The sequence below is a fragment of the Fundidesulfovibrio agrisoli genome (assembly GCF_022808715.1).
GTDB lineage: Bacteria > Desulfobacterota > Desulfovibrionia > Desulfovibrionales > Desulfovibrionaceae > Fundidesulfovibrio > Fundidesulfovibrio agrisoli.
In genome coordinates this window covers 20,802-44,432 of record NZ_JAKZKX010000007.1, presented here as the reverse complement: position 1 = coordinate 44,432, position 23,631 = coordinate 20,802, and the positions used below count along the sequence as shown (strand labels likewise).

17 protein-coding genes and 1 tRNA gene are annotated in these 23,631 nt (G+C 68.4%); 10 read left to right on the top strand and 8 right to left on the bottom strand.

What is annotated here, in order from left to right:
• Nucleotides 1-131 precede the first annotated feature (131 nt).
• A complete protein-coding gene (locus MLE27_RS07045; protein ID WP_243311355.1) occupies nt 132-2,252 on the bottom strand; it encodes a penicillin-binding protein activator in 2,121 nt (706 codons plus the stop codon).
• Between the two features lie 198 nt (nt 2,253-2,450).
• On the opposite strand from MLE27_RS07045, the gene MLE27_RS07040 reads away from it, so the two are divergent.
• Nucleotides 2,451-2,936 (top strand): C-GCAxxG-C-C family protein, encoded by a 486-nt coding sequence (locus MLE27_RS07040; protein WP_243311354.1) that lies wholly within the window; start codon nt 2,451-2,453, stop codon nt 2,934-2,936.
• A 443-nt stretch (nt 2,937-3,379) separates the two neighbouring features.
• Nucleotides 3,380-3,688, top strand: a complete 309-nt coding sequence (locus MLE27_RS07035) for an SH3 domain-containing protein (protein ID WP_243311353.1) — start codon at nt 3,380-3,382, stop codon at nt 3,686-3,688.
• A 195-nt stretch (nt 3,689-3,883) separates the two neighbouring features.
• Here the strand turns inward: MLE27_RS07035 and dnaK are convergent, their stop codons facing one another.
• The 5 genes from dnaK to MLE27_RS07010 all read right to left on the bottom strand — a co-directional run bounded on the left by dnaK (nt 3,884) and on the right by MLE27_RS07010 (nt 9,789).
• A complete protein-coding gene (dnaK, locus tag MLE27_RS07030; protein ID WP_243311352.1) occupies nt 3,884-5,800 on the bottom strand; it encodes a molecular chaperone DnaK in 1,917 nt (638 codons plus the stop codon).
• Between the two features lie 158 nt (nt 5,801-5,958).
• The gene (locus tag MLE27_RS07025; protein ID WP_243311351.1) at nt 5,959-6,474 is read right to left on the bottom strand and encodes a nucleotide exchange factor GrpE; all 516 of its coding nucleotides are present in this window, start codon (nt 6,472-6,474) and stop codon (nt 5,959-5,961) included.
• Nucleotides 6,475-6,524: 50 nt separating this feature from the next.
• Nucleotides 6,525-7,565, bottom strand: a complete 1,041-nt coding sequence (gene hrcA, locus MLE27_RS07020) for a heat-inducible transcriptional repressor HrcA (protein ID WP_243311350.1) — start codon at nt 7,563-7,565, stop codon at nt 6,525-6,527.
• Between the two features lie 71 nt (nt 7,566-7,636).
• Complete coding sequence (locus MLE27_RS07015; RefSeq protein ID WP_243311349.1) at nt 7,637-8,806, bottom strand: histidine kinase; 1,170 nt, start codon at nt 8,804-8,806, stop codon at nt 7,637-7,639.
• A gap of 449 nt (nt 8,807-9,255) precedes the next feature.
• Nucleotides 9,256-9,789: a protein-tyrosine phosphatase family protein gene (locus MLE27_RS07010; RefSeq protein WP_243311348.1), complete on the bottom strand. Its 534-nt coding sequence runs from the start codon at nt 9,787-9,789 to the stop codon at nt 9,256-9,258.
• A gap of 88 nt (nt 9,790-9,877) precedes the next feature.
• On the opposite strand from MLE27_RS07010, the gene MLE27_RS07005 reads away from it, so the two are divergent.
• The 3 genes from MLE27_RS07005 to MLE27_RS06995 are packed head-to-tail and all read left to right on the top strand — an operon-like array spanning nt 9,878 to nt 15,114.
• Nucleotides 9,878-12,325 carry a c-type heme family protein gene (locus MLE27_RS07005; RefSeq protein ID WP_243311347.1) on the top strand — a complete coding sequence of 816 codons (2,448 nt, stop codon included), beginning with the start codon at nt 9,878-9,880 and terminating at the stop codon, nt 12,323-12,325.
• The gene (locus MLE27_RS07000) at nt 12,312-13,709 is read left to right on the top strand and encodes a sigma-54-dependent transcriptional regulator (protein ID WP_243311346.1); all 1,398 of its coding nucleotides are present in this window, start codon (nt 12,312-12,314) and stop codon (nt 13,707-13,709) included. The genes MLE27_RS07005 and MLE27_RS07000 overlap by 14 nt, the downstream gene beginning before the upstream one ends.
• A 19-nt stretch (nt 13,710-13,728) precedes the next feature.
• Nucleotides 13,729-15,114, top strand: coding sequence for an esterase-like activity of phytase family protein (locus MLE27_RS06995; RefSeq protein WP_243311345.1), 1,386 nt, complete (start codon nt 13,729-13,731; stop codon nt 15,112-15,114).
• 93 nt (nt 15,115-15,207) lie between these two features.
• Here MLE27_RS06995 and rfbD read toward each other — a convergent pair whose 3' ends face one another.
• Together rfbD and rfbB are read right to left on the bottom strand one after the other, a co-directional pair.
• Nucleotides 15,208-16,071 carry a dTDP-4-dehydrorhamnose reductase gene (rfbD, locus tag MLE27_RS06990; protein WP_243311344.1) on the bottom strand — a complete coding sequence of 288 codons (864 nt, stop codon included), beginning with the start codon at nt 16,069-16,071 and terminating at the stop codon, nt 15,208-15,210.
• Nucleotides 16,071-17,093 carry a dTDP-glucose 4,6-dehydratase gene (rfbB, locus tag MLE27_RS06985; RefSeq protein ID WP_243311343.1) on the bottom strand — a complete coding sequence of 341 codons (1,023 nt, stop codon included), beginning with the start codon at nt 17,091-17,093 and terminating at the stop codon, nt 16,071-16,073. The genes rfbD and rfbB overlap by 1 nt, the downstream gene beginning before the upstream one ends.
• A 129-nt stretch (nt 17,094-17,222) precedes the next feature.
• Here rfbB and MLE27_RS06980 point away from each other — a divergent pair.
• The 5 genes from MLE27_RS06980 (at nt 17,223) to MLE27_RS06960 (ending at nt 23,617) form a co-directional block, all read left to right on the top strand.
• A tRNA-Val gene (locus MLE27_RS06980) sits at nt 17,223-17,298 on the top strand.
• A gap of 98 nt (nt 17,299-17,396) precedes the next feature.
• Nucleotides 17,397-17,729, top strand: a complete 333-nt coding sequence (locus MLE27_RS06975) for a hypothetical protein (protein WP_243311342.1) — start codon at nt 17,397-17,399, stop codon at nt 17,727-17,729.
• 59 nt (nt 17,730-17,788) lie between these two features.
• Nucleotides 17,789-18,271, top strand: a complete 483-nt coding sequence (locus MLE27_RS06970; RefSeq protein ID WP_423747974.1) for a tRNA (cytidine(34)-2'-O)-methyltransferase — start codon at nt 17,789-17,791, stop codon at nt 18,269-18,271.
• Nucleotides 18,272-18,406: 135 nt separating this feature from the next.
• The gene (locus MLE27_RS06965; protein WP_243311340.1) at nt 18,407-19,978 is read left to right on the top strand and encodes a methyl-accepting chemotaxis protein; all 1,572 of its coding nucleotides are present in this window, start codon (nt 18,407-18,409) and stop codon (nt 19,976-19,978) included.
• 150 nt (nt 19,979-20,128) lie between these two features.
• On the top strand, nt 20,129-23,617 hold the full coding sequence (locus MLE27_RS06960; protein WP_243311339.1) for an autotransporter outer membrane beta-barrel domain-containing protein: 3,489 nt from the start codon (nt 20,129-20,131) through the stop codon (nt 23,615-23,617).
• The last annotated feature ends 14 nt before the right edge of the window (nt 23,618-23,631 follow it).

The following is a 23,631-nucleotide window of genomic DNA, read 5'->3' as shown; positions in this document are numbered from 1 at the left end:
CCCACCCCCTGGTTTTTCGGTTGGGGGGGTTTGGCCCCCACCCCGGGCGGCCGCCCGGGGGGGCGCCCCCGCTTCTGGCGTGGCGGTATGGCGTCCGGTTCTCTTGATCCGGACTCTTTAAGGGCCGGACTCTATTGGGCCGGAGCCGGGGCGGGCCTCATGGGGGCCGGAGCTTGGCCCGGAGCCGGAGCGGCCTGGCCTGGAGCAGCCTGGATAGTCCCCGGAGCGGCCGGAGGCACGGCGCCCGCGGCGGGCTTGTTGGTCGCGGCGTCCAGGCGCTCCTTGAAGCCCTCGCGGTCCACGGCGGCCAGCCCCTCCACCGAGGGGCGCAGGAAGTGCATGGCCATGCGCGCGTGCCCGGAGCCGTCCCAGGTGATGGGGGCCAGGGCCCATTCCATCTTCTTGGAGGCCTCGTTGAGGCGGGCGGTGACCTCGGAGGGGGCCGGGTCCTTGGGCATGGCCCCCGTGTTGGCGGCCAGGCGGATGAAGTCGAAGCCAAGGGCGCTCCAGAAATCGGGCTCGCCCTGTTTGTCCCTGGCCAGTTGGGTGCGCAGCTCGCCCACCGCCTTGGAGGGCGACTGCGCCCACCAGGCCCCGGAGCAGAAGGCGTAGCGGTAGTTGGGCGGGGAGATGTTGGGCTTCTGCGCGCCGCCCAGGGCCTCGGTCCAAAGCTGGGGGCCCAGGATGATGAGCGAGTCGGCCTGGTAGTACTGCAACTGGCCGATGATGTGGTCGGCGCGCTGGAGCTCGTCCGGGATGAACACGGCCTGGAAGTCCGGGCGCACGTTGAAGCTCTTGCCGTCCGTGCCCTTGGGCGTGGCCCTGACCATGGTGCGCACGATCTCGCCCCACTTGGGCACGTCCTGCGGGGGGTAGGGCTGGATGGATGTCACCTCGCCGCCGCGGGCGGCCACGGCGGAGGTGAAGGCGTCGGCCAGGCGCTTGCCCATGCGGTCCTCGGGGTAGAGCACGCCGAACTTGTTCAGGCCCTCCTCGATGGGCAGGTTCAGCACGGCGTTGACCTCGTCGGCCGGGCTCCAGAAGAAGCGCCAGATCTGCTTGCCTTCCTCGGCGTCGGCCACCTCGGGCGTGAAGGAGAGGAACACCCGGCGGGAGAGTTCGCCGCTCTGGGGCAGGTTCTTGAAGTAGCTGGTGTGCATGGGGCCGCCCACGAGCATGACCTCATGGGGCAGGGCCACCAGCTGGTCCACGTAGTTGGGGTCGTCGGTGTTGATGACGCGGATGTCCACCTGGATGCCCTGGGCCGCCAGCTGGGCCTTGGCCGCGTTGGCCCCGGCCAGCACCTTGCCCGCCAGCCCGCGCAGCTGCCCGGTCTGGGGCAGGAGCATGGCCACGGAGACGGAGCCCGGCTTCACCGGCTCCACATCCTTCTCGGGCAGGGGCGGGGCCTCGGCCACGGCGCCCGTGGCGGCCTCGACGCCCTTGGCCAGGATGCGGCCGGGCAGGCCCCTGTCGGCCAGGTCGGAGGACTTGGCCAGCCTGTCGGCCAGCTCCTGCGCCTTGCCCATCTCGCCGGGGTTGTACAGGGCGGTGCGGCGCGCGTCCTCGAAGGCGGCCAGGTTGTAGGGGAAGACGTTGTGGTTGGCCTCGTTGACCGTGCTCAGCATGGCGGTCAAACCCTTGGGGCTCAGCTTGGAGAACATGCGCGCGGTGTCGGCCTCGTATTGGGCGCGGGCCTTGCGGTTGGGGGCCTTGGCGTGCAGCGTGCGCAGCACCTGGGCGGCCTGGCTGGCGAAATCGCGGGAGGCGTAGCGCCGGGCCAGCTCGATGCCCGCCTGGCTGGTGAAGGAAAAAGCCGCTCCCCTGGTCTGGATGATCTTGGCCAGCAGCTCCTCGGCCTGGCGGTCCTGCCCGGAGCGGTCCATGGCCGCCACCATCAGCTCGGTCCACTCCCAGGTGGACTTGGCCTTGGGCTCCACGGAGGCCCAGGTCTCCAGGGCCTGCTTGGCCTCGGGGCCGCGGTCCAGGTCCAGGGCGAGGCGGGCGGAGCGCTCCAGGGCCAGCAGCTTGGCCTCGCGGGTGAGGGCCTGGCCTTGCAGCACCAGTTGGTAGAGGCTCAGGGCGCGTTCCCTTTTACCGGCATGCCAGGCCTCGTCGGCCTTGTTCTGGAGCGCTGCCTGCTCCTGGGCGTTGGTGGGCGGGGTGTCGGGACCCAGGTTGAAGCCCGTGCAGCCGGAGAGGGCGAAAAGAAGCAGGATGAAAAGCACGCTGAAAGTGCGGGTGGTGCTCATGCGGGTGAACCCTTGTGAGGATGTGCGTGGGATTTGCCTCTTGTAGCTCCGCTTGGGCCTCAAATCAAGGATTGGGGGGCGCGATGGAGAGGGCCGCGAGACATCGGAAAAACCTGGGTTGCATTTTACGGCCGCTGCTGCCACCCAGTGTGCATGCATGAAGTGCTGATCGGAAACATTGCGGACGTTGCGAAGGGTTTGTTTCTCTCCCGCGAGATGTACTGCGCCGAGGCCATCTTCTGCGCCCTGAACGATGCCCTGGGCGGCGGGCTCCCGCGCGAGCGGGCCAGAGGCCTGGCCATGGGCTTCGGCCAGGGCCTGGGCGAGGCCGGGTGCGCCTGCGGGGCCATGTCCGGCGCGGTGCTGGCGGCCTCGTGGTTTCTTTCCGGGAAGCTTCCCTCCGCCGAAGTGCGCCGCGTCTCGCGGGAGATTCACGACAGGTTCAAGGGCGCGCACGCCTCCTCCTGCTGCCGGGTGCTGACGAAGCACGTGAAGGGCAAGCCCAAGGAGCATTTCTCGCACTGCGCGGGGCTGACCCGCGCCGGGGCCGAGATCGCCGCCAGGGCCATCCTGGAGCGGCTGCCGGAACTGGCCGGGCACGGCGGTGCTGCGCGAAAGTCCCGTGTAGGCATCCGGGCCAAGGCCGCGACGCTGCTGCGGCGGCTGGCGGACAGGCTGGGGTAGGAGAGAGCGCTGGGGGGAGAAGGCCTCCGGCGGCCAAAGGGCTTCGCCCTTTGGAACCCCATATTATTACGAGCCTCTTTTTCGTCCTACTTCTGCGGTTGGCGACCACGGGACGAAGGAAAACCCAACAGTACTTGTCCCCCGCGAAGTCGAGAGGGAGGAACTCCCTCTCGCGGGGGCCAGGGCGGCGCCACCCAGCTCCGCCTCGTGCGCCCGCCTCGTGAATCTGCCCCGGGCATCCGCCCCGGGCATCTGGTTCACCCCGCCAGTCCGTTCCTCCCGCAAAGGGCCTCACAAGATTCTTGCCCATCACGCGCGCATTCCGTATAGAATTGGAGCTGATCCCACCTTCTCACTGCTGTATGTGCGAGGAGAGCGTGACCGGGCGACCGGCGCGTTAAGCGCCGCGCTCCGGCCTCAATTCTAACCCCAAGGAGAACCTCATGAATCGCAATCGCAAATGGTTGGTTGGGGTGGCGTGCGCCATCGTGGCGACGGTCCTTTACGCGCTTCCGGCCTCGGCCCTGTACGTTGAGCCCGCCATGATCGGCTCCAACACGGGCAAGGTCGTGCGCGCTGGCTTCACCGACCTGCCCCTGCGCGACGGGCAGGGCACCACCAGCGGCGTGGTCATGAAGCTCGCGCACAATCAGCCGCTCAACGTCTGGTGGAACGACGGCGAGGGCTGGGCCTACGTTGAAGTGCCCGGCTCCAAGCAGTTCGGCTGGGTCTGCCTGGCCAACACCTACTAGCACGGTCGGCTCGTAACCGCGCCCGGCGCGAAGCCGAAAGGGAGTCGAGAGGGAGGAACTCCCTCTCGCGGGGTCCAGGGGCAGCGCCCCTGGCCGCCGGAGGCACATCCCTCTTCTCTTCGCTCTCCCTACTAAAAAAGCCCGGCCGGGTTTCCCCGGCCGGGCCTCGTCATCTCTGTAGTCGCGTCGGCGCGGCTATTTCTTCACTTCGGTGTAGTCCGCGTCCACCACGTCCTCGTCCTTGCCGTGTCCGCCGGGCTGGGCGCCGCCAGCCGCGCCGGCTGCTCCGGCCTCGGGGCCGCCGGGCTGGGCGCCCTGCTGCTGGTAGAGCTGCTCGGCCAGCTTGTGGGCCACCTGGGAGAGCTCCTCGGTGCCCTTCTTGATGGAGTCGGCGTCATCGCCCTTCATGGCTTCCTTCAGGCGCTCGATCTTGGCCTCGATCTCGGCCTTGGCCACGGCCTCCACCTTCTCGCCCAGGTCGCGCAGGGTCTTCTCGGTGGTGTAGACCAGGGTGTCGGCGTGGTTGCGGGCCTCGATGACCTCCTGCTTCTTCTTGTCGTCGGAAGCGTGGGACTCGGCGTCCTTGATCAGCTTCTGGATCTCGGCTTCGGAGAGGCCGGAGGAAGCGGTGATCTGGATGGACTGCTGCTTGCCGGTGGCCGTGTCCTTGGCGGAGACGTTGACGATGCCGTTGGCGTCGATGTCGAAGCTGACCTCGATCTGCGGCACGCCGCGGGGGGCGGCGGGCAGGCCGGTGAGCTCGAAGCGGCCCAGGGTCATGTTGTCGGAGGCCATGGGGCGCTCGCCCTGCATGACGTGGATGGACACCGAGGGCTGGTTGTCGGCGGCCGTGGTGAACACCTGCGACTTGCGGGTGGGGATGGTCGTGTTGCGCTCGATGAGCTTGGTGAACACGCCGCCCATGGTCTCGATGCCCAGCGACAGCGGGGTGACGTCGAGCAGGAGCACGTCCTTGACGTCGCCCGCCAGGATGCCGCCCTGGATGGCCGCGCCCATGGCCACGACTTCGTCGGGGTTCATGGAGAGGTTGGGGTCCTTTCCGAAGAGCTCCTTCACCTTCTGCTGCACCATGGGCATGCGGGTCATGCCGCCCACGAGGATGATCTCATCGATGTCGGAGGCGGAGAGACCCGCGTCGGCCAGGGCCTTCTTGCAGGGCCCGGCGGTGCGCTCCACGAGGTCTTCCACCAGCTTCTCCAGCTTGCCGCGCGAGAGCTTGACCATCATGTGCTTGGGGCCGTTGGCGTCGGCGGTGATGAAGGGCAGGTTGACCTCGGTCTCCATGGCGGTGGAGAGCTCCTTCTTGGCCTTTTCCGCCGCTTCCTTCAGACGCTGCAGGGCCATGCGGTCCTGCGAAAGGTCGATGCCGTTCTCGCGCTTGAACTCGTCCACCAGGTACTGGATGACGCGATGGTCGAAGTCTTCGCCGCCCAGGAAGGTGTCGCCGTTGGTGGAGCGGACTTCCACAACGTTGTCGCCCACTTCCAGAATGGAGATGTCGAAGGTGCCGCCGCCAAGGTCGAACACGGCAATCTTTTCGTTGGCCTTCTTGTCGAAGCCGTAGGCCAGGGAGGCGGCCGTGGGCTCGTTGATGATGCGCTTGACGTCGAGGCCCGCGATGCGGCCGGCGTCCTTGGTGGCCTGGCGCTGGGAGTCGTTGAAGTAGGCCGGGACGGTGATGACCGCTTCGGTGACGGTCTCGCCCAGGCTGGCTTCCGCGTCGGACTTCAGCTTGGCCAGGATCATGGCCGAGATCTCGGGGGCCGAGTACTTCTTGCCGTCGACTTCCACGGCGGCCTCGCCGTTGGCGCCCTCGACGATCTTGTAGGGGCAGTGGGTGAGCCAGTTGGCCACTTCGGGGGAATTGAAGGAGCGGCCCATGAGGCGCTTGACCGCGAAGATGGTGCGCTCAGGGTTGGTGACGGCCTGGCGCTTGGCGATCTCGCCCACGAGGCGTTCCTTGGTGAAGGCGACGATGGAGGGGGTGGTGCGCCCGCCTTCGGGGGTGATGACGCACTTGGGGTCCTTGCCCTCCATGACGTAGACGCACGAGTTGGTGGTGCCGAGGTCGATCCCGATGATTTTGCCCATTGAATCCGTTCCTCCTTGAGGGGGGTGATGTCTACCGGTGTCGCTTGGGAACCGGATTATGTCTTCTCATAAGTTGCGCCCGCTGGGCGGGCGCTTCGAGACCCGATAATAAGTCGGATAATCGGTGTGTAAAGGGGTACACCCCGAAAATAGCGGGATTATTCCCCCTGGCTCACCAGCACCTTGGCCGGGCGCAGCAGGCGTCCGCGCAGGCGGTAGCCCGAGAGCATGACCTGGATCACGTGGTTGGGGGGCGTCTTGCCGCCGGGCTGCATGCCCACGGCCTCGTGGAACTCGGGGTTGAATTCCTCGCCCGCCTGGCCGCAGGGCTCAAGGCCATGGCGGGCCAGGGTGTCCAGGAAGATCTTGCGGGTCATGTCCACGCCCATGACCACGTCCTTGCAGGCGGCCACGGTGCGGCCGTGGGCCAGGGCCAGGTCCAGGTTGTCCAGCACGGGCAGCAGGTCGGCCAGCACGCCTTCGGCGGCGAACTTGACGAACTCCTCCTTCTCCCGGATCAGGCGCTTCTTGAGGTTCTCGGCGTCGGCCAGGGCGCGCAGGCGCTTGTCGGTCTCGGCGGCCACGGCCTGCTTGAGCGCGGCGATCTCCTCTTCGGGGGTCAGGGGGGCGGCCTCTTCGGCCGGGGTTTCGGGGGTATCGTTTTCAAGCGTCATGCATCGCTCCTTGATAATGCTTGGAAATGCTTTGCGGCCTGGGGGGCGGGCTAGAAATGGCGGCCCAGCATGGTCGATATCAGCCGGGCGGTGTAATCCACAAGGGGCACCACCTCGGCGTAGTCCATGCGGATGGGCCCGATCACGCTCACGGAGCCCAGCGGCGCGCCTTGCGGGCCGTAGGGCGCGCTCACCAGGCCGCAGGCGGCCAGGTCGCCCACCTTGGCCTCCTCGCCGAGGACGACCACGGTGCGGTATTCGTCCATGGTCTTGTCCAGAACCTCCAGCAGGCGGGTGCGATCCTCCAGGGCCTTGAGGATGTCGCGCATGGCCGCGATGTCGGAGAACTCCGGCTGGGAGAGCATGTTCAGCGTGCCCTCCACGAACACCTCGGGCGTCTCCGTGGCGGAGAAGGCGTCCATGGCCAGGCGCATGGCCCGCCCCGTGAGGGAGGACAGCTCGCGCTCGGCCGCGCCCATCTCCGCGATGATGCGGGAGCGCACCTGGGCCACGGTGAGGTTCTGGAAATGATGGTTCAGGTAGTTGCCGAAGTGCACCAGATCGTCGGCGCGGATGTCCTCCGCGACGCTGACCACGCGCTTCTGCACCAGCCCGCCCTGCAGCACCAGGATGGCCATGACCAGCCCGGGGCGCAGGAGCACGAAATCGATCTGCCGCCACAGGGCCTGCGAGTGCCTGGGCGCGAGCACCATGCACACCTGGTTGGAGACGCGCGAGAGCAGGCGCGAGGCGTGGCGCAGCATGTCGTCTATCTCAAGGCCGGCGTTGCCGAGCTGGGCCTGCATCATCTGCTGGGTGGGCACGGCCAGGGGGCGCAGCTGCATCACCTGGTCCAGGTAGAGGCGGAAGGCCAGGGGCGTGGGCACGCGCCCGGCCGAGGTGTGCGGCTGGGCCAGGTAGCCCTTGTCCGTCAGGTCGGACATGGTGTTGCGGATGGAGGCCGGGGAGAGGTGCGACCTGCCGGACTTGGAGACCGTGCGGGAGCCAACGGGCTGCGCCTTGGCGATGTAGTCCTCCACGATGGCCGTGAGGACTTCGATTTCCCGCGGGGTCAGGGCTTGGTCCAGCATGGGTTGGCACTCCGGTCTTGAGAGTGCCAGAGAGCTAACAACGGGGGGAGGGGCTGTCAAGGGAGGCGGGTCTAGCCCGTGTGCTCCAGATCCAGCACTTCCTGCCCCCGCACGTAGGGCATCATCACGGGCTTGTGCACCTGGGCCAGCAGGTTCTCGATGGCGGCCTTGAGGCGCAGGATGGCTTCCTCAACACCCTTGAGGGAGTTGACCTTGCGCTCCAGGTCCAGCTCCTTGAGGAGGTCGCGCAGCTCCCCGACTTCGGCGGCCAGGGATTCGGCCTCCTTGGGCAGCGGGCGCTCCAGGGCGGCGCGCACGTCCCCGGCGAGGAATTCAAGCTCCTCCATGACCAGGGCGTTGTAGTTCATCATGATGCCCAGCACGTTGTTGCCCACGTGGGCCATGCCGCCAGCGGCCTTGGCCAGGGCGTCCTTGCCGACCTCGAGTTGGCGCCCCACGGTGAGCGAGATGATCTTGGAGGCGTCCGCCAGGAACTGGGAGTCGTAGCGGTCGAAGAAGGCGGGCTGGTGCGAATAGAGGTTGATGGCCCCGAAGGCGTAGCAGTCCGAGCGCAGCAGGAAGGCCAGGCGGGAGCGGTAGCCCTCCTGGTAGGCCATGCAGTCCACTGATTCGCCGCCGCGCTCCAGGCCGCGCAGGTCGTTGGAGAGCACGTGGAACACCCCGCGCTCGTGCACGGCGCGCATCACGGGGTGGTTGGGGAGCGAGTCCTCCATGGCCCAGACGAAGATGGGGGTCTGGCGGTTCTCGGCGTCGGAGGCGGCCACGTTGATCCAGTTGCCTTCCTCGTCGCGCAGGCGGCAGACGAACAGGTCCGCCCCGAGTTCGCGCAGAAGTATCTCTCCCGATTGCTCCAGCACTTCTTCCGCCGTGGTGAATTCCTGCCCGGCGGCGATCAGCTCGTAGATGATCTCGATGGTCAGGGTGCTGCGCTCGTAGGCGCGCTTGAGCAGCTCGAAGCGGTGCTCGAGCTCCACGAAGTGCGGGTGGCAGTGGCGCAGCCGGGCCAAACGGGAGGACTTCACCCTGTCCAGGTCGAGGCGCAGCTCGGTGAGGCAGGTGAGCAGCTCCTCCCAGCTTCTTACCGGGGTTTCCAGGCCGAGGAAGTCGGGGCGCTTCACAAGGATGTCGAGGCTGGTCTTGATGGAGACCAGCAGGTGCAGGATAGCGACGCGCACGGCCGGAGGAGCCTGCTCGATCATGTTCGTGATCTCGCAGCGCATGTCCAGGCGGTTTTCAAAACGGCAGGCTTGCCTGATGTCGTGAGCTAATGGGGCCATGTAGGCAGAAGTTAGTCAAGGAATGATGAAAGGCAAGTGGAAAATGCGGAAATGGCAAAGGAATGATTTCACAATGCAAGGGCCGCGAGGATCGTCATCCCCGCGGCCCTCCCTGAGGAAGAGACCGGGCACAGCCCATGCCTCTCGACTCGGTGAGCTGACGCTCGCGAGCGCTCTCTTCTCGCGGCATCGCCTCACTACAACCAACCCGCGTCTGTATTAGCAATCGCGGTGCCAACTTGCCACGCTGGCTGCAATTAATTGTAACAAGCTGTTTTGATAGGATATAGTGAGATTGGGGCTGGACAGGGCGCTGGTGTTTTGCTAACCGGAGTTTACAGGGTGCGTTCTTCGGAATGCACCCATGGGGACGCAGGGACGCGCCCCCCCGCTCAGGAACCGAATAGCTTCCGGCGGAGGGTGCGCCACAAGCCGGGGCGCCGCACCCCCTGCCGGGCCAGCCACCCGTCCACGAAGCGGCGCTGCTGCGGCGAGGCTGGGCGGGCGCGCGGGGCGCAGCCCACCAGGCCGGCCCGGGCCAGCTCCTCGGGCGGGGCATCCAGGCACAGCCCGTGCAGAGCCAGCCAGCAGGCCAGCACCAGCCCGGTGCGGCCCATGCCGAAGCGGCAGTGGATGAGCACCTTGTCTCCCCCCGCGATGGAGGCGTCCACCCACTCCAGGGCGGAGGTCAACGGGCCGGGCTCGGGCACGCCCATGTCGTCTATGGGCAGGTAGCGCACCTGGAAGCCGTAGTCGCGCTCGTAGTCCGCCAGGTCGCAGAACTCGGCGCAGAGGTTGAGCACGCAGCACAACCCCTCGGCCTTGAGCAGCTCCACGTGCTCGGGCTTGCAAGGCATGGCGCCCACGGCCAGGGTCCGGGTGACCCAGAAGATTTCGTATCCGTCATCGAGGCAGGTGCTCGTCACGGCGTCTCCTCCAGTAGTATTCATCTGGCCCCTGCAAGGCCGCCAGTCAAGCCCGCCCCGGCTCCCCCGGCGCGGAGGGAGCGCGACCATGAGCCTCTTCAAGCCACGCAACCTGCAGACCAAGTTCATCATCGGCCTGGCGGTCATCATGGCCGTGGCGGGCGTCTTCTTCGTCTACCTGCTCCAGCAGTATCTGCGCGAAACCCTGGAGCAGGAGACGCGCGGCAAGGCCCAGGTGATCCTGAGGGGCGTGGAGTCGCTGCACGTGTACGTGCAGAACAACCTGCGCCCGGTGATGACCGGGCCGCTGCTTCAGAACGAGGGGCTCCTGGAGGCCATGTCCTGCACGGCGCTGGCGCGCGCGGCCATGGGCGGCGGGGGGCAGGGCGGCGGCAAGGATGCGGACTCCTACCGCTTCCGGCGCGTGGCCATCGGGGCCCGCAGCCCGGACCTGGAAGCCGCCGGGCTGGAGCGCGACTTCATCCAGCGCTTCCAGCGCGACTCCGACCTGGAGTGGGCCGAGGCCCTCGTCGACGAGAACGGGCAGGAGACCTTCATCATGGCCCAGCCCGTGCGCTACCAGGGCTTCTGCCTGCGCTGCCACGGCGACCCGGCCGACGCCCCGCGCGACCTGGTGGCGACGTTCGGGGCCGACAGGGGCTTCGGCCGCAAGGAGGGCGAGCTGGCCGGGGCGCACGTGGTGCGCCTGCCCATGCGCGCCAGCGAGCTGCGCATCAGGGGCGCCACTCTGGGCTTCGTGCTCATGTTCAGCGTGGGCGCGCTGATCCTCTTCGGCACCATCTACTTCTTCTTCAACCGCCTGGTGGTGCACAACCTGCGCCGGGCCCAGGTGGTCATGGCGCGCCACTTCCCGGACGCGGCCCCGCTGGACGCCCCGCGCACCGTGCTGCAGCGCTCCGACGAGATCGAGGGGATGCTCGGCTCCCTGGAGCACTTCGCGGACAGCCTGAGCCAGGCCAGGGCGCAGCTCAAATCCTACGCCTCCAACCTGGAGTCCATGGTGGCCGTGCGCACGCAGGACCTCTCCCGCGAGGCCGAAGCCCGCAGGGCGGACGTGGGCCTGTTCGTGAACCTGCTCAGCGGCTTCAACCGCAGCCAGGACAGGGTGGAGCTGCTGGACGCCTGCCTGGAGCTCATCGCCAGGCGCTTCAACGCCCAGCGTGTCGTCTACTGCTGCACCATGGCCTCGGGGATAACCGGGGGCACCCGCTCCTGGCCGGACCCCGGCGACACCGGGCCGGTGCCCTACCACTGGCAGAGCCTGGCCGGGGGCGGCGTGGCGGACTTCCAGCACGGCTGCGCCAACATCCCCGTGCAGACGCCCGACACCACGCTCGGGGTGCTGACCATCTGCTGGGCGCCGGGCGGCCAGCCCGAGAACCTGCCGCAGGAGGTGCTCCTGGCGGTGGGGCAGCAGCTGGGCGTGGTGCTCGAGAACATGGACGCGCTGGACAACCTGCTGCGCCAGAACGACATGCTCCAGGCCGTGTTCGAGGGCATCTCCGACCCGGTGGCCCTGCTGGACGGGCAGGGCAGGGTGCTGCTGGCCAACCGCTCGGCCCAGGCCCTGGCCGGTCCGGACGACGGCGACGGCAGGCCCAGGCTGCTGGGGGCCTTGGGCGTGGAGGCGGTCCGCCTGGGGGACGGCGGCCCTCCCGAAGCACTGGAGGAGCCCGTCGTCCGGGAGGTGCGCCTGCCCGGAGACCGCACCTTCATGGCCTCGCTCTACCCCCTGCCGGACTACAGGGGCCAGGGCGTGCGGCTGGTGGCCTACGCCCGCGAGGTCACGGGCGAGCGGCGCATGCGGGAGCTGGCCCAGCAGAACGAGAAGCTGCTGGCCGTAGGCCGCCTGGCGGCGGGCCTGGCCCACGAGATCAACAACCCCCTGGGGGTGATCCTCTTCTACGGCGAGCTGCTGCGCTCCTCCATGGGCGAGGGCCAGGCGGGGCGCGAGGACGTGGAGGTCATCCTCAAGCACACCCGCACGGCCCAGAAGGTCCTGCGGGACCTGCTCAACTTCGTGCGCCCCAGGCAGGCTGCCCCGGGCCCGTGCGACCTGGCAGGCGCGGCCCGCCAGACAGCCGGGGTGTTCCAGGCCCACGCGGCGGCCTCGGGCGTCAGCCTGGAGGTGGACGCCCCGGAGGGCCTGCCACCGGTGCTGGCCGACGCTTCCGCCCTGGAGCAGGTGCTCTCCAACCTGCTCATCAACGCGCTGGACGCCGTGCCCGGCGGCGGGGCCATCGCCGTGCGGGCCTTCGTCGAGGGCGGGCAGGGCGTGCTCTCGGTGTCGGACAACGGGCCGGGCATCGCCCAGGAGGATCTGGGCCGCATCTTCGACCCCTTCTTCACCACCAAGGAGGTGGGCAAGGGCACGGGGCTGGGCTTGGCCGTGGTCTACGGCCTGGTGAAGGACATGGGCGGCACGGTGGTGGCGCGCAGCGAAGGTGGGGCGGAGTTCATCGTGCGCCTGCCCCTGGCGGGCGCGAAGGAGGGGGCGGGGCGTGAGGCGGCTTGAATCCATCCTGGTGGTCGACGACCAGCCCGACTTCGCCAAGGGGCTGGCGCGGCTGATAAACTCCCGCCACCCCGACCTGGAGGTCCTCCTGGCGCAGGACGGCTCGCAGGCCATGCGCCTGCTGGAGGAGCAGCGCTTCGACATCCTCTTCACCGACCTGCGCATGCCCGGCATGGGCGGCCAGGAGCTGTTGGAGCGGGCCATGCGCCTGGACCCCTCGCTCACGGTGGTCATGCTCACGGCCCACGGCGACGTGGAGTCGGCCGTGGCGGCCATCAAGACCGGGGCCTACGACTTCCTCTCCAAGCCGCTGGAGCCGGACAACCTGTTCATGGCCCTGGAAAAGGCCCTGGAGCGCTCCCGCCTGCTGCGCGAGAACCGGCGGCTGCGCGGCAGCGTGGCCGCCAGCGAGGCGGGGCTCGAGATCATCGGCGAGTCCCCCCCCATGCTGCGGCTCAAGAAGACCATCGCCGCCGTGGCCGGGTCGGACTACACGGTGCTCATCCAGGGCGAATCCGGCACAGGCAAGGAGGCCGTGGCCAGGGCCATCCACCGCCTGAGCGGCCGCAGCCAGGGGGCCATGCTCTCGGTGAACTGCCCGGCCATACCGGAGCAACTGCTGGAGTCGGAGCTGTTCGGCCACGTCAAGGGCGCGTTCACCGGCGCGGACAGGGCCAGCAAGGGCCTGTTCCTGGCGGCGGAGGGCGGAACCATCCTGCTCGACGAGATCGGCGACATCCCCATGAACATCCAGACCAAGCTGCTGCGCGTGCTCCAGGAGCGCGAGGTCCGGGCCGTGGGCGGCAGCGAGACCGTGAAGGTGGACGTGCGCATCCTGGCCTCCACCAACCAGCACCTGGCCGAGAAGATCAAGGACAAGAGCTTCCGGGAGGATCTATTCTACCGCCTCAACGTGCTCACCATCCAGACCCCGCCCCTGCGCGAGCGCCGGGAGGACATCCCCCTGCTTGCCGTGCACTTCATGCAGCGCAGCTGCGAGGAGATGAGCCTGCCCGTCAAGGAGCTCACCCCCGACGCCCTGGGCTACCTGGCCGGGCGCGAGTGGCCGGGCAACGTGCGCCAGCTGCTCAACTTCATGCGCAGGCTGGTGGTGTTCTCGCCGGGCGATGTCATCGACGCCGAGGCCGCCCTGCTGGTGGACGGCGGCGAGACCTCCCCCCAGGCCGCGCCGGCCATGCTGGGCAGCTACCAGGACGCCAAGAACAACGCCCTGGACGCCTTCACCCGCACCTATGTGGACCAATTGCTCACCCGCACCAAGGGCAACATCTCCGAGGCGGCCAGGGTAAGTGGACTGGAGAGGGCGAGTTTACAGAAGATTTTGAAACGGCTAGGTATCGAAGCCCAAGATTTCAAAGCCTGACGGCTTCAGGAGGCCTTGCATGCCCGCGCGTTTGATCGCCGCGCTGTTCCTCGCCGTCTGGGCGCTCCCGGCCTTTGTCGTTCCGGCCCGCGCGCAGACTGCCGCCATCCGCTCGGCGGAGGTGGTCATCCCCCAGAACATGCACATCCCGGTTCCGGCCGGGCTGAAGCAGCTTTTCCCCCAGGGCCTCGTGCCCGGCGTGGGCTTCGGCCTCAACTGCGCCATCGCCCAGTCCGACGGGTCCATGGTGCTGCACACCCTCACCGGGCGCGGCCCTGTGCTGCCCGGCCCCACCGTGCAGCAGGACAACGCCTGGACCGGGTCGGACCTGTTCGTGCTCCCCGGCTATAACCCCTCCATCGTGACCATGAAGCTCTCCGGCAACAAGGCCGAGCTCGTGGGGGCCATCCCCCTGCGCGACGATGACGGCAAGCCCGCCAGCGGCCTGCCCCCCATGCCTAAAATGACCGGCGCGCCCGTGGTGGTCCCGCTGGACCTGGGGCTCGGCAGGCTGCCCTTCGCCCCGGGCGGATACGACCCGCAGGGCGTGGCCTTCGACGTGAAGCGCGGCGTCTACTGGATCGCGGACAGCTACCGCCCGGCTTTGCTGCGCGTCTCCCCAAGCGACGGCCGCGTGCTGGAGGTGCTCGGCGCGGGGGACGAACTTGAAGCCTACCTGGCCACGCACCGCCCCGGCTGGGGGTTCTCCGGCGTGAGCCTGAGCCCGGTGGGCAAGGTGCACACCATGATGCGCGGCGTGCTCTCGGTGGACGGCGTGCCCGCCGTGTTCAGCCGCATCATCGAGTACGACCCCGACTCGGAGCGGGTGCGCCAGCTTGCCTACCCCATAGACACCGAGACCTTCCCGGACCGCGCCCAGGTGGTCACCGGCGACCCGGTGGCCTACGCCGACAAGAAGGTGCTCGTGCTGGAGCAGGGCATCGACAAGGAGGGCAAGCCACGCAGCCTCGTCTTCGCGGCGGACCTCTCCCAGGGCCACAACATCAGCCGCGTGTTCAACGAGGAGGGCAAGCCCACCGAGATCCTGGTCGAACCCGCGCAGTGGGCCAAGGCGGGCACCCGGCTGGCGAAGAAGACCCTCGTGCTGGACCTGCAGGCCTCCGGCTTCAACGAACCCTTCGTGGAGAGCATGACCCTGCTCTCCGACGGGCGCACCCTGGCCTTCATGAGCGGCCACGGCTTCGGGCTGGAAGGACAGATATCGGGCTACGCCGCCAACAAGGACGGCACCCCGGGCCTCAACCCGGCCTCCTACATGCTCGCGGACGGCAAGAAGCTGGTTTACGGCGACCAGCCCAGCAAGGCCGTGTTCGGCATTCGCCCCACCAGGGAGGTGCCGAGGCTCTGGCTGGTCACGCTGCCTAAGAAGGTGGTGGATTACTAGGGCGCGACAACGCTTTCTTGCTTCCCCCGGGCCAGCGGCCCGGAAACAAAAAAGGCGGCCCCTGGGCCGCCTTTCTTCAATTCATGGGTGGCGTTATTCCGGCCCCACTTCCAGGCTCGCGAACACGTATTCCCGCAGGGCCTGCAGCCAGGGGCGCGGCGACACGCCGGTGGCCTCGGTGAACTTGGCCGTGGAGAGCACGGAGTAGGCCGGGCGCTTGGCCTTCAAGGGCCACTGGTCGCTGGTGATGGCCCGCACCTGGCAGCTCAGGCCGGCCGCGGTCACGGCCTCGCTGGCCAGCTCGCACCAGCTTGCCCGCCCGGCGTTTGCCAGGTGGAAGAGCCCGGTGGCCCCCGCCCGCACCAGGGCCACGGAGTAGGCGGCCAGGTCCGGGGTGTAGGAGGGCGAGCCGATCTGGTCGTGCACCACGCTCAGTTCGTCGCGCTGCTTGGCCAGGTTCAGGATGGTGTGCACGAAGTTCTTCTTGTCCGGCCCGAAGAGCCAGGCCACGCGGGCCACGATCAGCTTCTCCGGGGCGGCCTGGGCCAGGGCCTTCTCGCCGTCGAGCTTGCTCTGCCCGTAGACGCACAGGGGGCCGGTGGGGTCTTCCTCGGTGTAGGGGGTGGTCTTCCTGCCGTCGAACACGAAGTCGGTGCTGTAGTGGAACAGGCCCACGCCCCGGTTCTTGCAGAGCTTGCCGAGCATCTGGGGCAGGCCCCGGTTCAGGCGGCCGGCCTCGTCGGGCTCGTCCTCGGCCTTGTCCACGGCCGTGTAGGCCACGGCGTTCACCACCCAGTCGGGCTGGAACTCGTCCAGGAAGGCCCCCGTGGCCGAGGGGTCGCAGATGTCGAAGTCGGCGCGGCCGATGGGCCGTGTCTCGAACCCGGCGGCCTCGAAGGCCCTGGTCAGGGGCATGCCCAACAGGCCGGTGCGCCCGCCCAACACTGCGACTTTCATTACTTGCGCTCCCCGTACCAGGTGTCCATGAAGGCCCTGTAGGCGCCGCTCTGCACTTGCTCCAGCCAGTCGGTGTTCTCCTGGTACCAGGCCAGGGTGCGGGCGATGCCCTGCTCGAAGGTGACCTCGGGCTCGAAGCCGAGCTCGCGCTGGGCCAGGGAGTAGTCCATGGCGTAGCGGCGGTCGTGCCCGGGGCGGTCCGTGACGTAGCTGATGAGGCTCTCGGGCTTGCCCAGGGAGGCCAGGATGGTCTTGACCACCTCGATGTTGGGCTTTTCCGCGTTGCCGCCGAAGTTGTAGGCCTGGCCGGGGCGGCCCTTGAGCAGGGTCAGCTCCACGCCGCGGCAGTGGTCGGTGACGTAGATCCAGTCGCGCACGTTCATGCCGTCGCCGTAGACGGGCAGGCTCTCGCCGCGCGAAGCCTTGAGGATCATCAGCGGGATGAGCTTCTCCGGGAACTGGTAGGGCCCGTAGTTGTTGGAGCAGCGGGTGATGGTCACCGCGTAGCCGTAGGTCTCGTGGAAGGCGCGGCAGATGAGGTCCGCCGAGGCCTTGGAGGCCGAGTAGGGGCTGTTGGGCGCGATGGGCGTCTCCTCGGTGAACTTGCCCGTGGGGCCCAGGGTGCCGTAGACCTCGTCGGTGGAGACGTGCACGAACTTGGGCACGCCCAGGCGGCGGGCCGTCTCCAAGAGGGTCTGGGTGCCCAGCACGTTGGTGAGCACGAAGGGGGTGGAGTCGGCGATGGAGCGGTCCACGTGGGATTCGGCGGCGAAGTTGACCACCGCGTCGATCTTGTGGGTGGTGATGGCGTGGGCCACCAGCTCGGCGTTGCCGATGTCGCCGTGGATGAAATGATAGCGGGAGCCGCCGTACTGGCGCTCCACGGGCAGCAGGTTGAAGCGGTTGCCTGCGTAGGTCAGCTTGTCCAGGTTGACGATGACCGCTTCGGGATGCTTCTCGAGCATCATGTAGACGAAATTGGTGCCGATGAAGCCGCACCCACCGGTGACGAGTAGACGCATGGAGAACCTTCTTGATCGTGGTGTGGCGGGGGTTCGCGCCCCGGTGTTTCCTTGCCTCAAAGCGGCACGGTAATCAATCTGTAAAAAAAGTGCTTGCCAAGCCGGGCCTGTTTCCCTATTTACCTCGGCGGGCGGCTAACTCAGCGGTTAGAGTGCCATCTTCACACGGTGGAAGTCCGGGGTTCAAATCCCCGGCCGCCCACCACCGAAAGCTCAAAAGCCTCGCAATTGCGGGGCTTTGCTTTTTTCAGCGAGCGGCGTGCATCACGGCCCGGAAAGCACCCTTCCTGATGGAGGCGCGCGATGAGCAACGCACCGGCGTATCTGCTCCTGCTGGCCTGCCTGGCCCAGGCGGCCCCCGCCCTGGCCCAGAAGCAGGACATCTACGACGCCAACGGCCTCTATCAGGGTCGGGTGGAGCAGGACGGCCGCACCTACGACCGTTACGGCAACTACGTGGGCCGCACAGGCGAGGACGGCAAGGCCTACGACCGCTACGGCAACTACAAGGGGCGCATCGACGGGCAGGGGCGCTCCTACGGTCCCACAGGGGCCTACACCGGCCGCATCGACAAGAAGGGCGACATCTACACGCGCGACGAGACGCGCATAGGCAAGAGCCGCCCCAAGCCCTGACGCCGCATCACGGCCTTGCGGAGGCGGTCGGAATCTCAGGCGTTCGCAGCAACATCATGATCCAGCTCATCCTCTACACTCCGGAAATCCCCCAGAACACCGGCTCCATCGCCAGGCTCTGCGCCGCCACGGACATGCCCCTGCATCTGGTGGAGCCCCTGGGCTTCAAGCTCACCGACCGCTACCTCAAGCGCGCCGGGCTGGACTACTGGCCCCACGTGCGCCTCACCGTCTGGCCGGACTGGCAGACCATGCTCGAAGGCGTGCGGCCTGAGAGGCTGGTGTTCACATCCTCGGGGCACCGGGGCATCATCGGCGCGCCCTACCACGAGTTCTCCTACCGCGACGGCGACTGCCTGGTCTTCGGCTCCGAGAGCAAGGGCCTGCCGGATGAGCTGCTGGCGGGCCAGCCCCACCTGGTGCGCATCCCCATCAGGGGCTGCGTGCGTTCGCTCAACATAGCCAACGCGGCCTCCATACTGCTCTACGAAGCCCTGCGCGTCACCGGCGGCCTGGAGGCCGAAACGCTTCAGCCCTCCTGAAACTCCGTTCGGGGACGTATTTCGGCCCCTTGCGATAGGGGTATTCAGTTTCTTGAGACATCATGCCATAATATCGCGACATCCGGCAGGGATCGGATGTCCCCGCGTTCCTCTCAAGCATTTTGGAGGTCAGTCATGCTCCACTCCGCATCCATCAGGTTCCGGGCCGTCCTGCTCGGCGTCCTTTCCCCCCTTGTACTGTACGCGGCCTTCGTCCTGGCCTCCGGCCCCTTGGGGCTCTCCTCCGGCGCGGCCCAGCTTGTCGGCCTCGCCGCCGGGGTGCTGGCCGGGCTCGGCTTCGGGTGGCTGCTTTTCGGCGGCGTCCGCGACAACCTGAGCGAGATCAACCAGGCCATGGCCAAGGTCGCGGGCGGGGATTTCGGGGCCAGGCTCCCGGCCCCCAGCGTGGCCGAGCTGGACGCCCTGGAGTCCTCCCTGGACAGCCTCATCGGGCAGCTCAAGCTGACCCTGGGCAACTGGCGCGGCTTCACCGAGGCGGTGCTGGTGCCCTACGCCCTGGTGGACATCAAGGGAAACCTGGTGATGTGCAACGACCGCGCCCTGGAGATGCTGGAGCGCGGCGGCAAGCCCTCCGACTACCCGGGCATGTTCTTCTCGGAGTTCTTCTACGGCGACAAGACCCGAAAGGCCCTGATCGTGGACATCATGGAGAACAACCAGGGCGTCGTGCGCGACGTGGAGTTCAAGAACCTCAAGGGCAACACCCGCTTCATCCAGGCGGCCCTCTCCCCCCTGCACGACCTGGACGGCAAGGTCAGCGGCGGGCTGTGCATGTACCTGGACTACACCGAGATCAGGACCAAGGAAGACCACATCACCCGCCAGAGTCAGGCCATCATGGAGACCGTGTCCGTGGTGGAGGCCATCTCGCGGGAGCTGGCCTCCACCTGCCGGGCCCTGACCTCCCAGGTGGACGCCGCCAGCCGGGGCGCGCGCGTGCAGAGCGAGCGCGCCGAGGAGACCGCCGCCTCCATGGAGGAGATGAACGCCACCGTGCTGGAAGTCGCGCGCAACGCGGGCACCGCCGCCCAGAGCGCGGGCGAGGCCCAGGCCAAGGCCCGCGAAGGCGAGCAGGTGGTGGGCAAGGCCGTGGAGGCCATCCTCCAGGTGGACGAGCTGACCTCCACCCTCAAGCGCAGCATGGACGGCCTCTCCGAGCGCGCCGAGGCCATCGGACGCATCATGGGCGTGATCTCAGACATCGCGGACCAGACCAACCTGCTGGCCCTGAACGCCGCCATCGAAGCAGCCCGCGCCGGTGACGCCGGGCGAGGCTTCGCCGTGGTGGCCGACGAGGTGCGCAAGCTGGCCGAGAAGACCATGACCGCCACCCACGAGGTGGGCGAGGTCACCGGCGCCATCCGCACCGGCGTGGGCCAGAGCATCGCCGGTACCGACCAGGCCGCCGAGGCCGTGCAGCGCGCCACCCGCCTGGCCCGCGAGTCCGGCGAGGCCCTCAAGGGCATCGTGGACCTGGCCGAGGCCACTTCCGACCAGGTGCGGGGCATCGCCGCCGCCGCGGAGCAGCAGTCCGCCGCCAGCGACGAGATCGCCCGCGCCGTGGACGACGTGCGCCGCGTCAGCCAGGAGACCTCCCAGGAGATGGGCGGGGCCTCCAACGGCGTGGACGCCCTGGCGCGCCTCGCGGGCCAGTTGGAGAGCGCCATCCGCTCGCTGGCGAGCTGACGCCCCTCACCCGACGGCCATCCTATCACCAAGCCCCCGCGCCACACGGCGCGGGGGCTTTTCCGTCTTGTAAGGTTTTAAGAAATATCTTGTCCTTTTCAGGAACAATCTGCATATGCTTCGTAACCCAATGTGTTCATGGAGTATCGCATGTCGTACCTGCCCGCCGCTCGCCGCTCTCACGATCCGGACAGCATTCGCGTTACGGAGACGCAGCCCAAGCCCCTCTCCGCCGCCCTCCGGGCAGCAAATGCGGGCCGCCAGCTTCGGCTGCCGGGTTTGCTCGCGCTGCTGCTGGCCCTGACCCTGAGTCCGGCCCTGTGCCTCGCGGGCACCTTCACCGTGACCAACAGCAACGATTCCGGCCCGGGCTCCCTGCGCCAGGCCATGCTGGACCTCAACGCGGCCGGGGCCGGGTCCAACACGATCCAGTTCAGCATCCCCGGCTCCACGATCACCCTGATCTCGGCCCTGCCCACTCTCAACAGCCCCGTGACCTTCTCGAACAACTCCGGGGGCGCTGTGACCATCGTATCCCCGCCGGGCGCCACGGCCGCTGTCACCATGAACGAGCGCCTCTCCTTCGGGGGGGCGAACGCCATAAACTTCTCCTCGAGCGCCTCTGGAGCCGGCGACAGCACAGGCGTAGGCGCCCAGGGCGGCACAGAACTGGTGGTCAGCACCGTCTCCGCCAACACCGCCATCACCGCCCAGGCCGGGGCCGGCACCGCGACGGGCATGACCTCCACCGGCGACAACCTGCGGGTCACCGGGAACATGGCCGGGTCGATCACGGCAACTTCCGCCAGCGGGTCCGCCTACGGCATGCGCGCCGCCGACGACCTGCAGATCCTGGGGTCGCTCAGCGGCACGGTCACGGCGCGGACCACCACCGGTTCCGGGGCCTATGGCCTCGCGGCCACTGGCGACGCCGTGAACATCGGCTCCGTGGCCAGCACGGGCATCGTCCACGCCCAGTCGGGCGGAAACATCGCCTACGGCATGTACGGGGCCGGGGGGCTGACCGTTTCCGGCGGCATGGCGGGCAGGGTCGTGGCCGAGGCGGCGGGGCACACCGCCGTGGGCATATTCAGCGGCGGCAGCTTGAACGGCGGCGGGGGCACGCCCCTGTACGTCTCAGGGGGCGTGTGGGCCAGCGCCAACGGCCTGGCCGTGGCCATCGGCTCCTCCGAGGCCATGTATGTTTACGTCACGGGCACCGTGAGCGGGGTGGACAACTCCGGCGGCGGGGCGGGCTACGCCATCCGGGCCGGGCGGCCCGACGGCGCGGGCGGCTGGATCGGGGGGACGGCCAACAACGTTGTGACCCTGGACACCGGGGCCAACCTCGTGGGCAAGGTGGACCTGGGCAGCGGCAACAACCTGGTGAACCTCTACGGACAGGGCTCCACGGGCGTGCAGTTCCTGGGCGTGACCAACCTCGTGGTGGGCAACTCCGGAGCGGCCGCCAACTGGGTGCTCAACCCAAGCCCCGAGAACGCCAGCAGCTTCTTCAACCTGACCGTCAACAACAACGCCGTGTTCTCCATGAACGAGAACGTGACCATCGTGGGCGACATCATCGACAACGGCGCCATCATCTACGACATCAGCACGGGCAAGAGCTACGGGGGCGTCATCTCCGGCACGGGCTCCGTGGCCAAGGCCGGGGCGGGCACGCTCTACCTGCGTGGGGCCAACACCTATTCGGGCGGCACCATCCTGCGCGGGGGCATGCTCAACATCGCCTCCGACGCCAACCTGGGCGACCCCTCCGGCGCGGTGAGCTTCAACGGCGGCGGGCTACAGGCGGCGGCCCCGCTGACCACGGCCAGGAGGCTGGAGGTCAGCGGTGGCGGCGGCACCCTGGACAATGCCGGATACCCCGTGACCCTGAGCGGCCCCTTCACGGGCTACGGCGCGTTCACCTTCACCGGCGGAGGCGTCACCACCATGGCGGGCAACGGCTCGGCCTACTCCGGGCAGGCCCTGCTGGCCAGCGGCACGCTCTTCCTCCCGGCCGGGGGATCGCTGGGAGGCAGCCTGACCTCCAACCCCGGCACCCTGGTGGGCGGGTACGGCACACTGGGCAATTTCAACAACAACGGCATGGTCTCGCCGGGCGGGTCCATCGGCACGCTCAACGCCACCGGCGACTACGTGCAGGGCCCCACGGCGGTGTTCATTGACGAGGTGGACCCCTCCGGCCAGGCGGACCTGCTCAAGGTGCAGGGCCGCGCAACCCTGAACGGCGGCCAGCTCGCGGTCAGCGCGCCCCTGGCCTTCTATCCCACGGGCGTGGCCTGGCAGACCATCAGCGCCGCGGGCGGGCTCACCGGGGCCTTCGCCGGGGCCTCCAGCACCTTCCCCTCCTACATTGTGAGCTTCCAGCCCGTGAGCACGCCGAGCGGGGTGCTCACCGAGGTGTTCCGCAACCCCTACGCCATGTTCGCCAGCAACTCCCGGGCGGCCTCGGCGGGCAACGGGCTGAACCTGGCCGCCTACAGCGCCACCGGGATCATGGCCTACGCCCTGCTCGGGCTGGACCTGGCCTCGCCCGCCAGCATCTCCTCCTCCCTGGACCACCTGCACCCCGAACCCTACGACGCATTCACCCAGAGCGGGTTCGACACGGGCAGGCTGTTGACCTCCACCGTCCAGGGGCGGCTGCACGGGCTGCGCTCCGGCCAGGAGCAGGCCGCCTTCTCCGGCCCCTTCGACGCCGGGACCGCACCCGTGCAGGACGTGGACGCCCTGCGCAACGGCGCGCCCCAGGCCGTGGCCGCCGGGGGCGAGGCCGACAGGGCCGGGGTGTTCCTCAAGCCTTTCGGCATGACCGCGTACCAGGGCGCAACCAACGGGAGCACGCCCTACAGCTCCTTCTCCGGCGGCGTGCTGGGCGGCTTCGACTACCGCGTCAGCGACAGCCTGGCGGGCGCGGTCTTCGGCGGCTACACCGGGCGCGGCCTAAGCCTGGGCGGCGCGGCCTCCGGCGACGGGCGCGTGGACACCGCCACCTTGGGCCTCTCCACCACCTGGTACGGCGAGAACTGGTTCGGAGAGGCCACCCTGCACGGCGGCCTGGACACCTACCACGCCCGGCGCACCATCTCGGTGCCCACGGGCTCGCTCACGGAGAAATCCACCTGGAACGGCTGGAACCTGTTCGCCAACGCTGGCGGCGGCTACGAGTGGCGCACGGAGGGCTGGTCCTTCGGGCCGGTGGCCTCCCTGAGCTACGCCCTCATCGGCCAGGACGGCTTCGACGAGGCCGGGGCCGGGCCTCTGGGCCTCTCCGTCCGCCGCCGGACGGACGCCTCCCTGCAGACCGGCCTGGGCGGGCGCGTGGCCAAGTCCATGGAGCTCGGCGGCCTGCGCGTCACGCCCGAAGCCCGCGTGCTCTGGGGCCACGAGTGGTTGAGCGGCGGGCGGGACATCACCGCCAACTACCTGGGCATCGCCAGCTCCGGCTTCACCACCAAGACCGTTGCCCCGGCCACGGACTGGGCCGCCGTGAGCGCGGGCCTGACGGTGGACTGCACCAGGCGCTTCCAGGTGGCGGCGCGCGTCGGTGCGGATCTGTTCCGCAGGGACTACCAGAACCTGGCAGCGAGCCTGAGCCTCCGATACACTTTCTAGACTCATCACCCCCG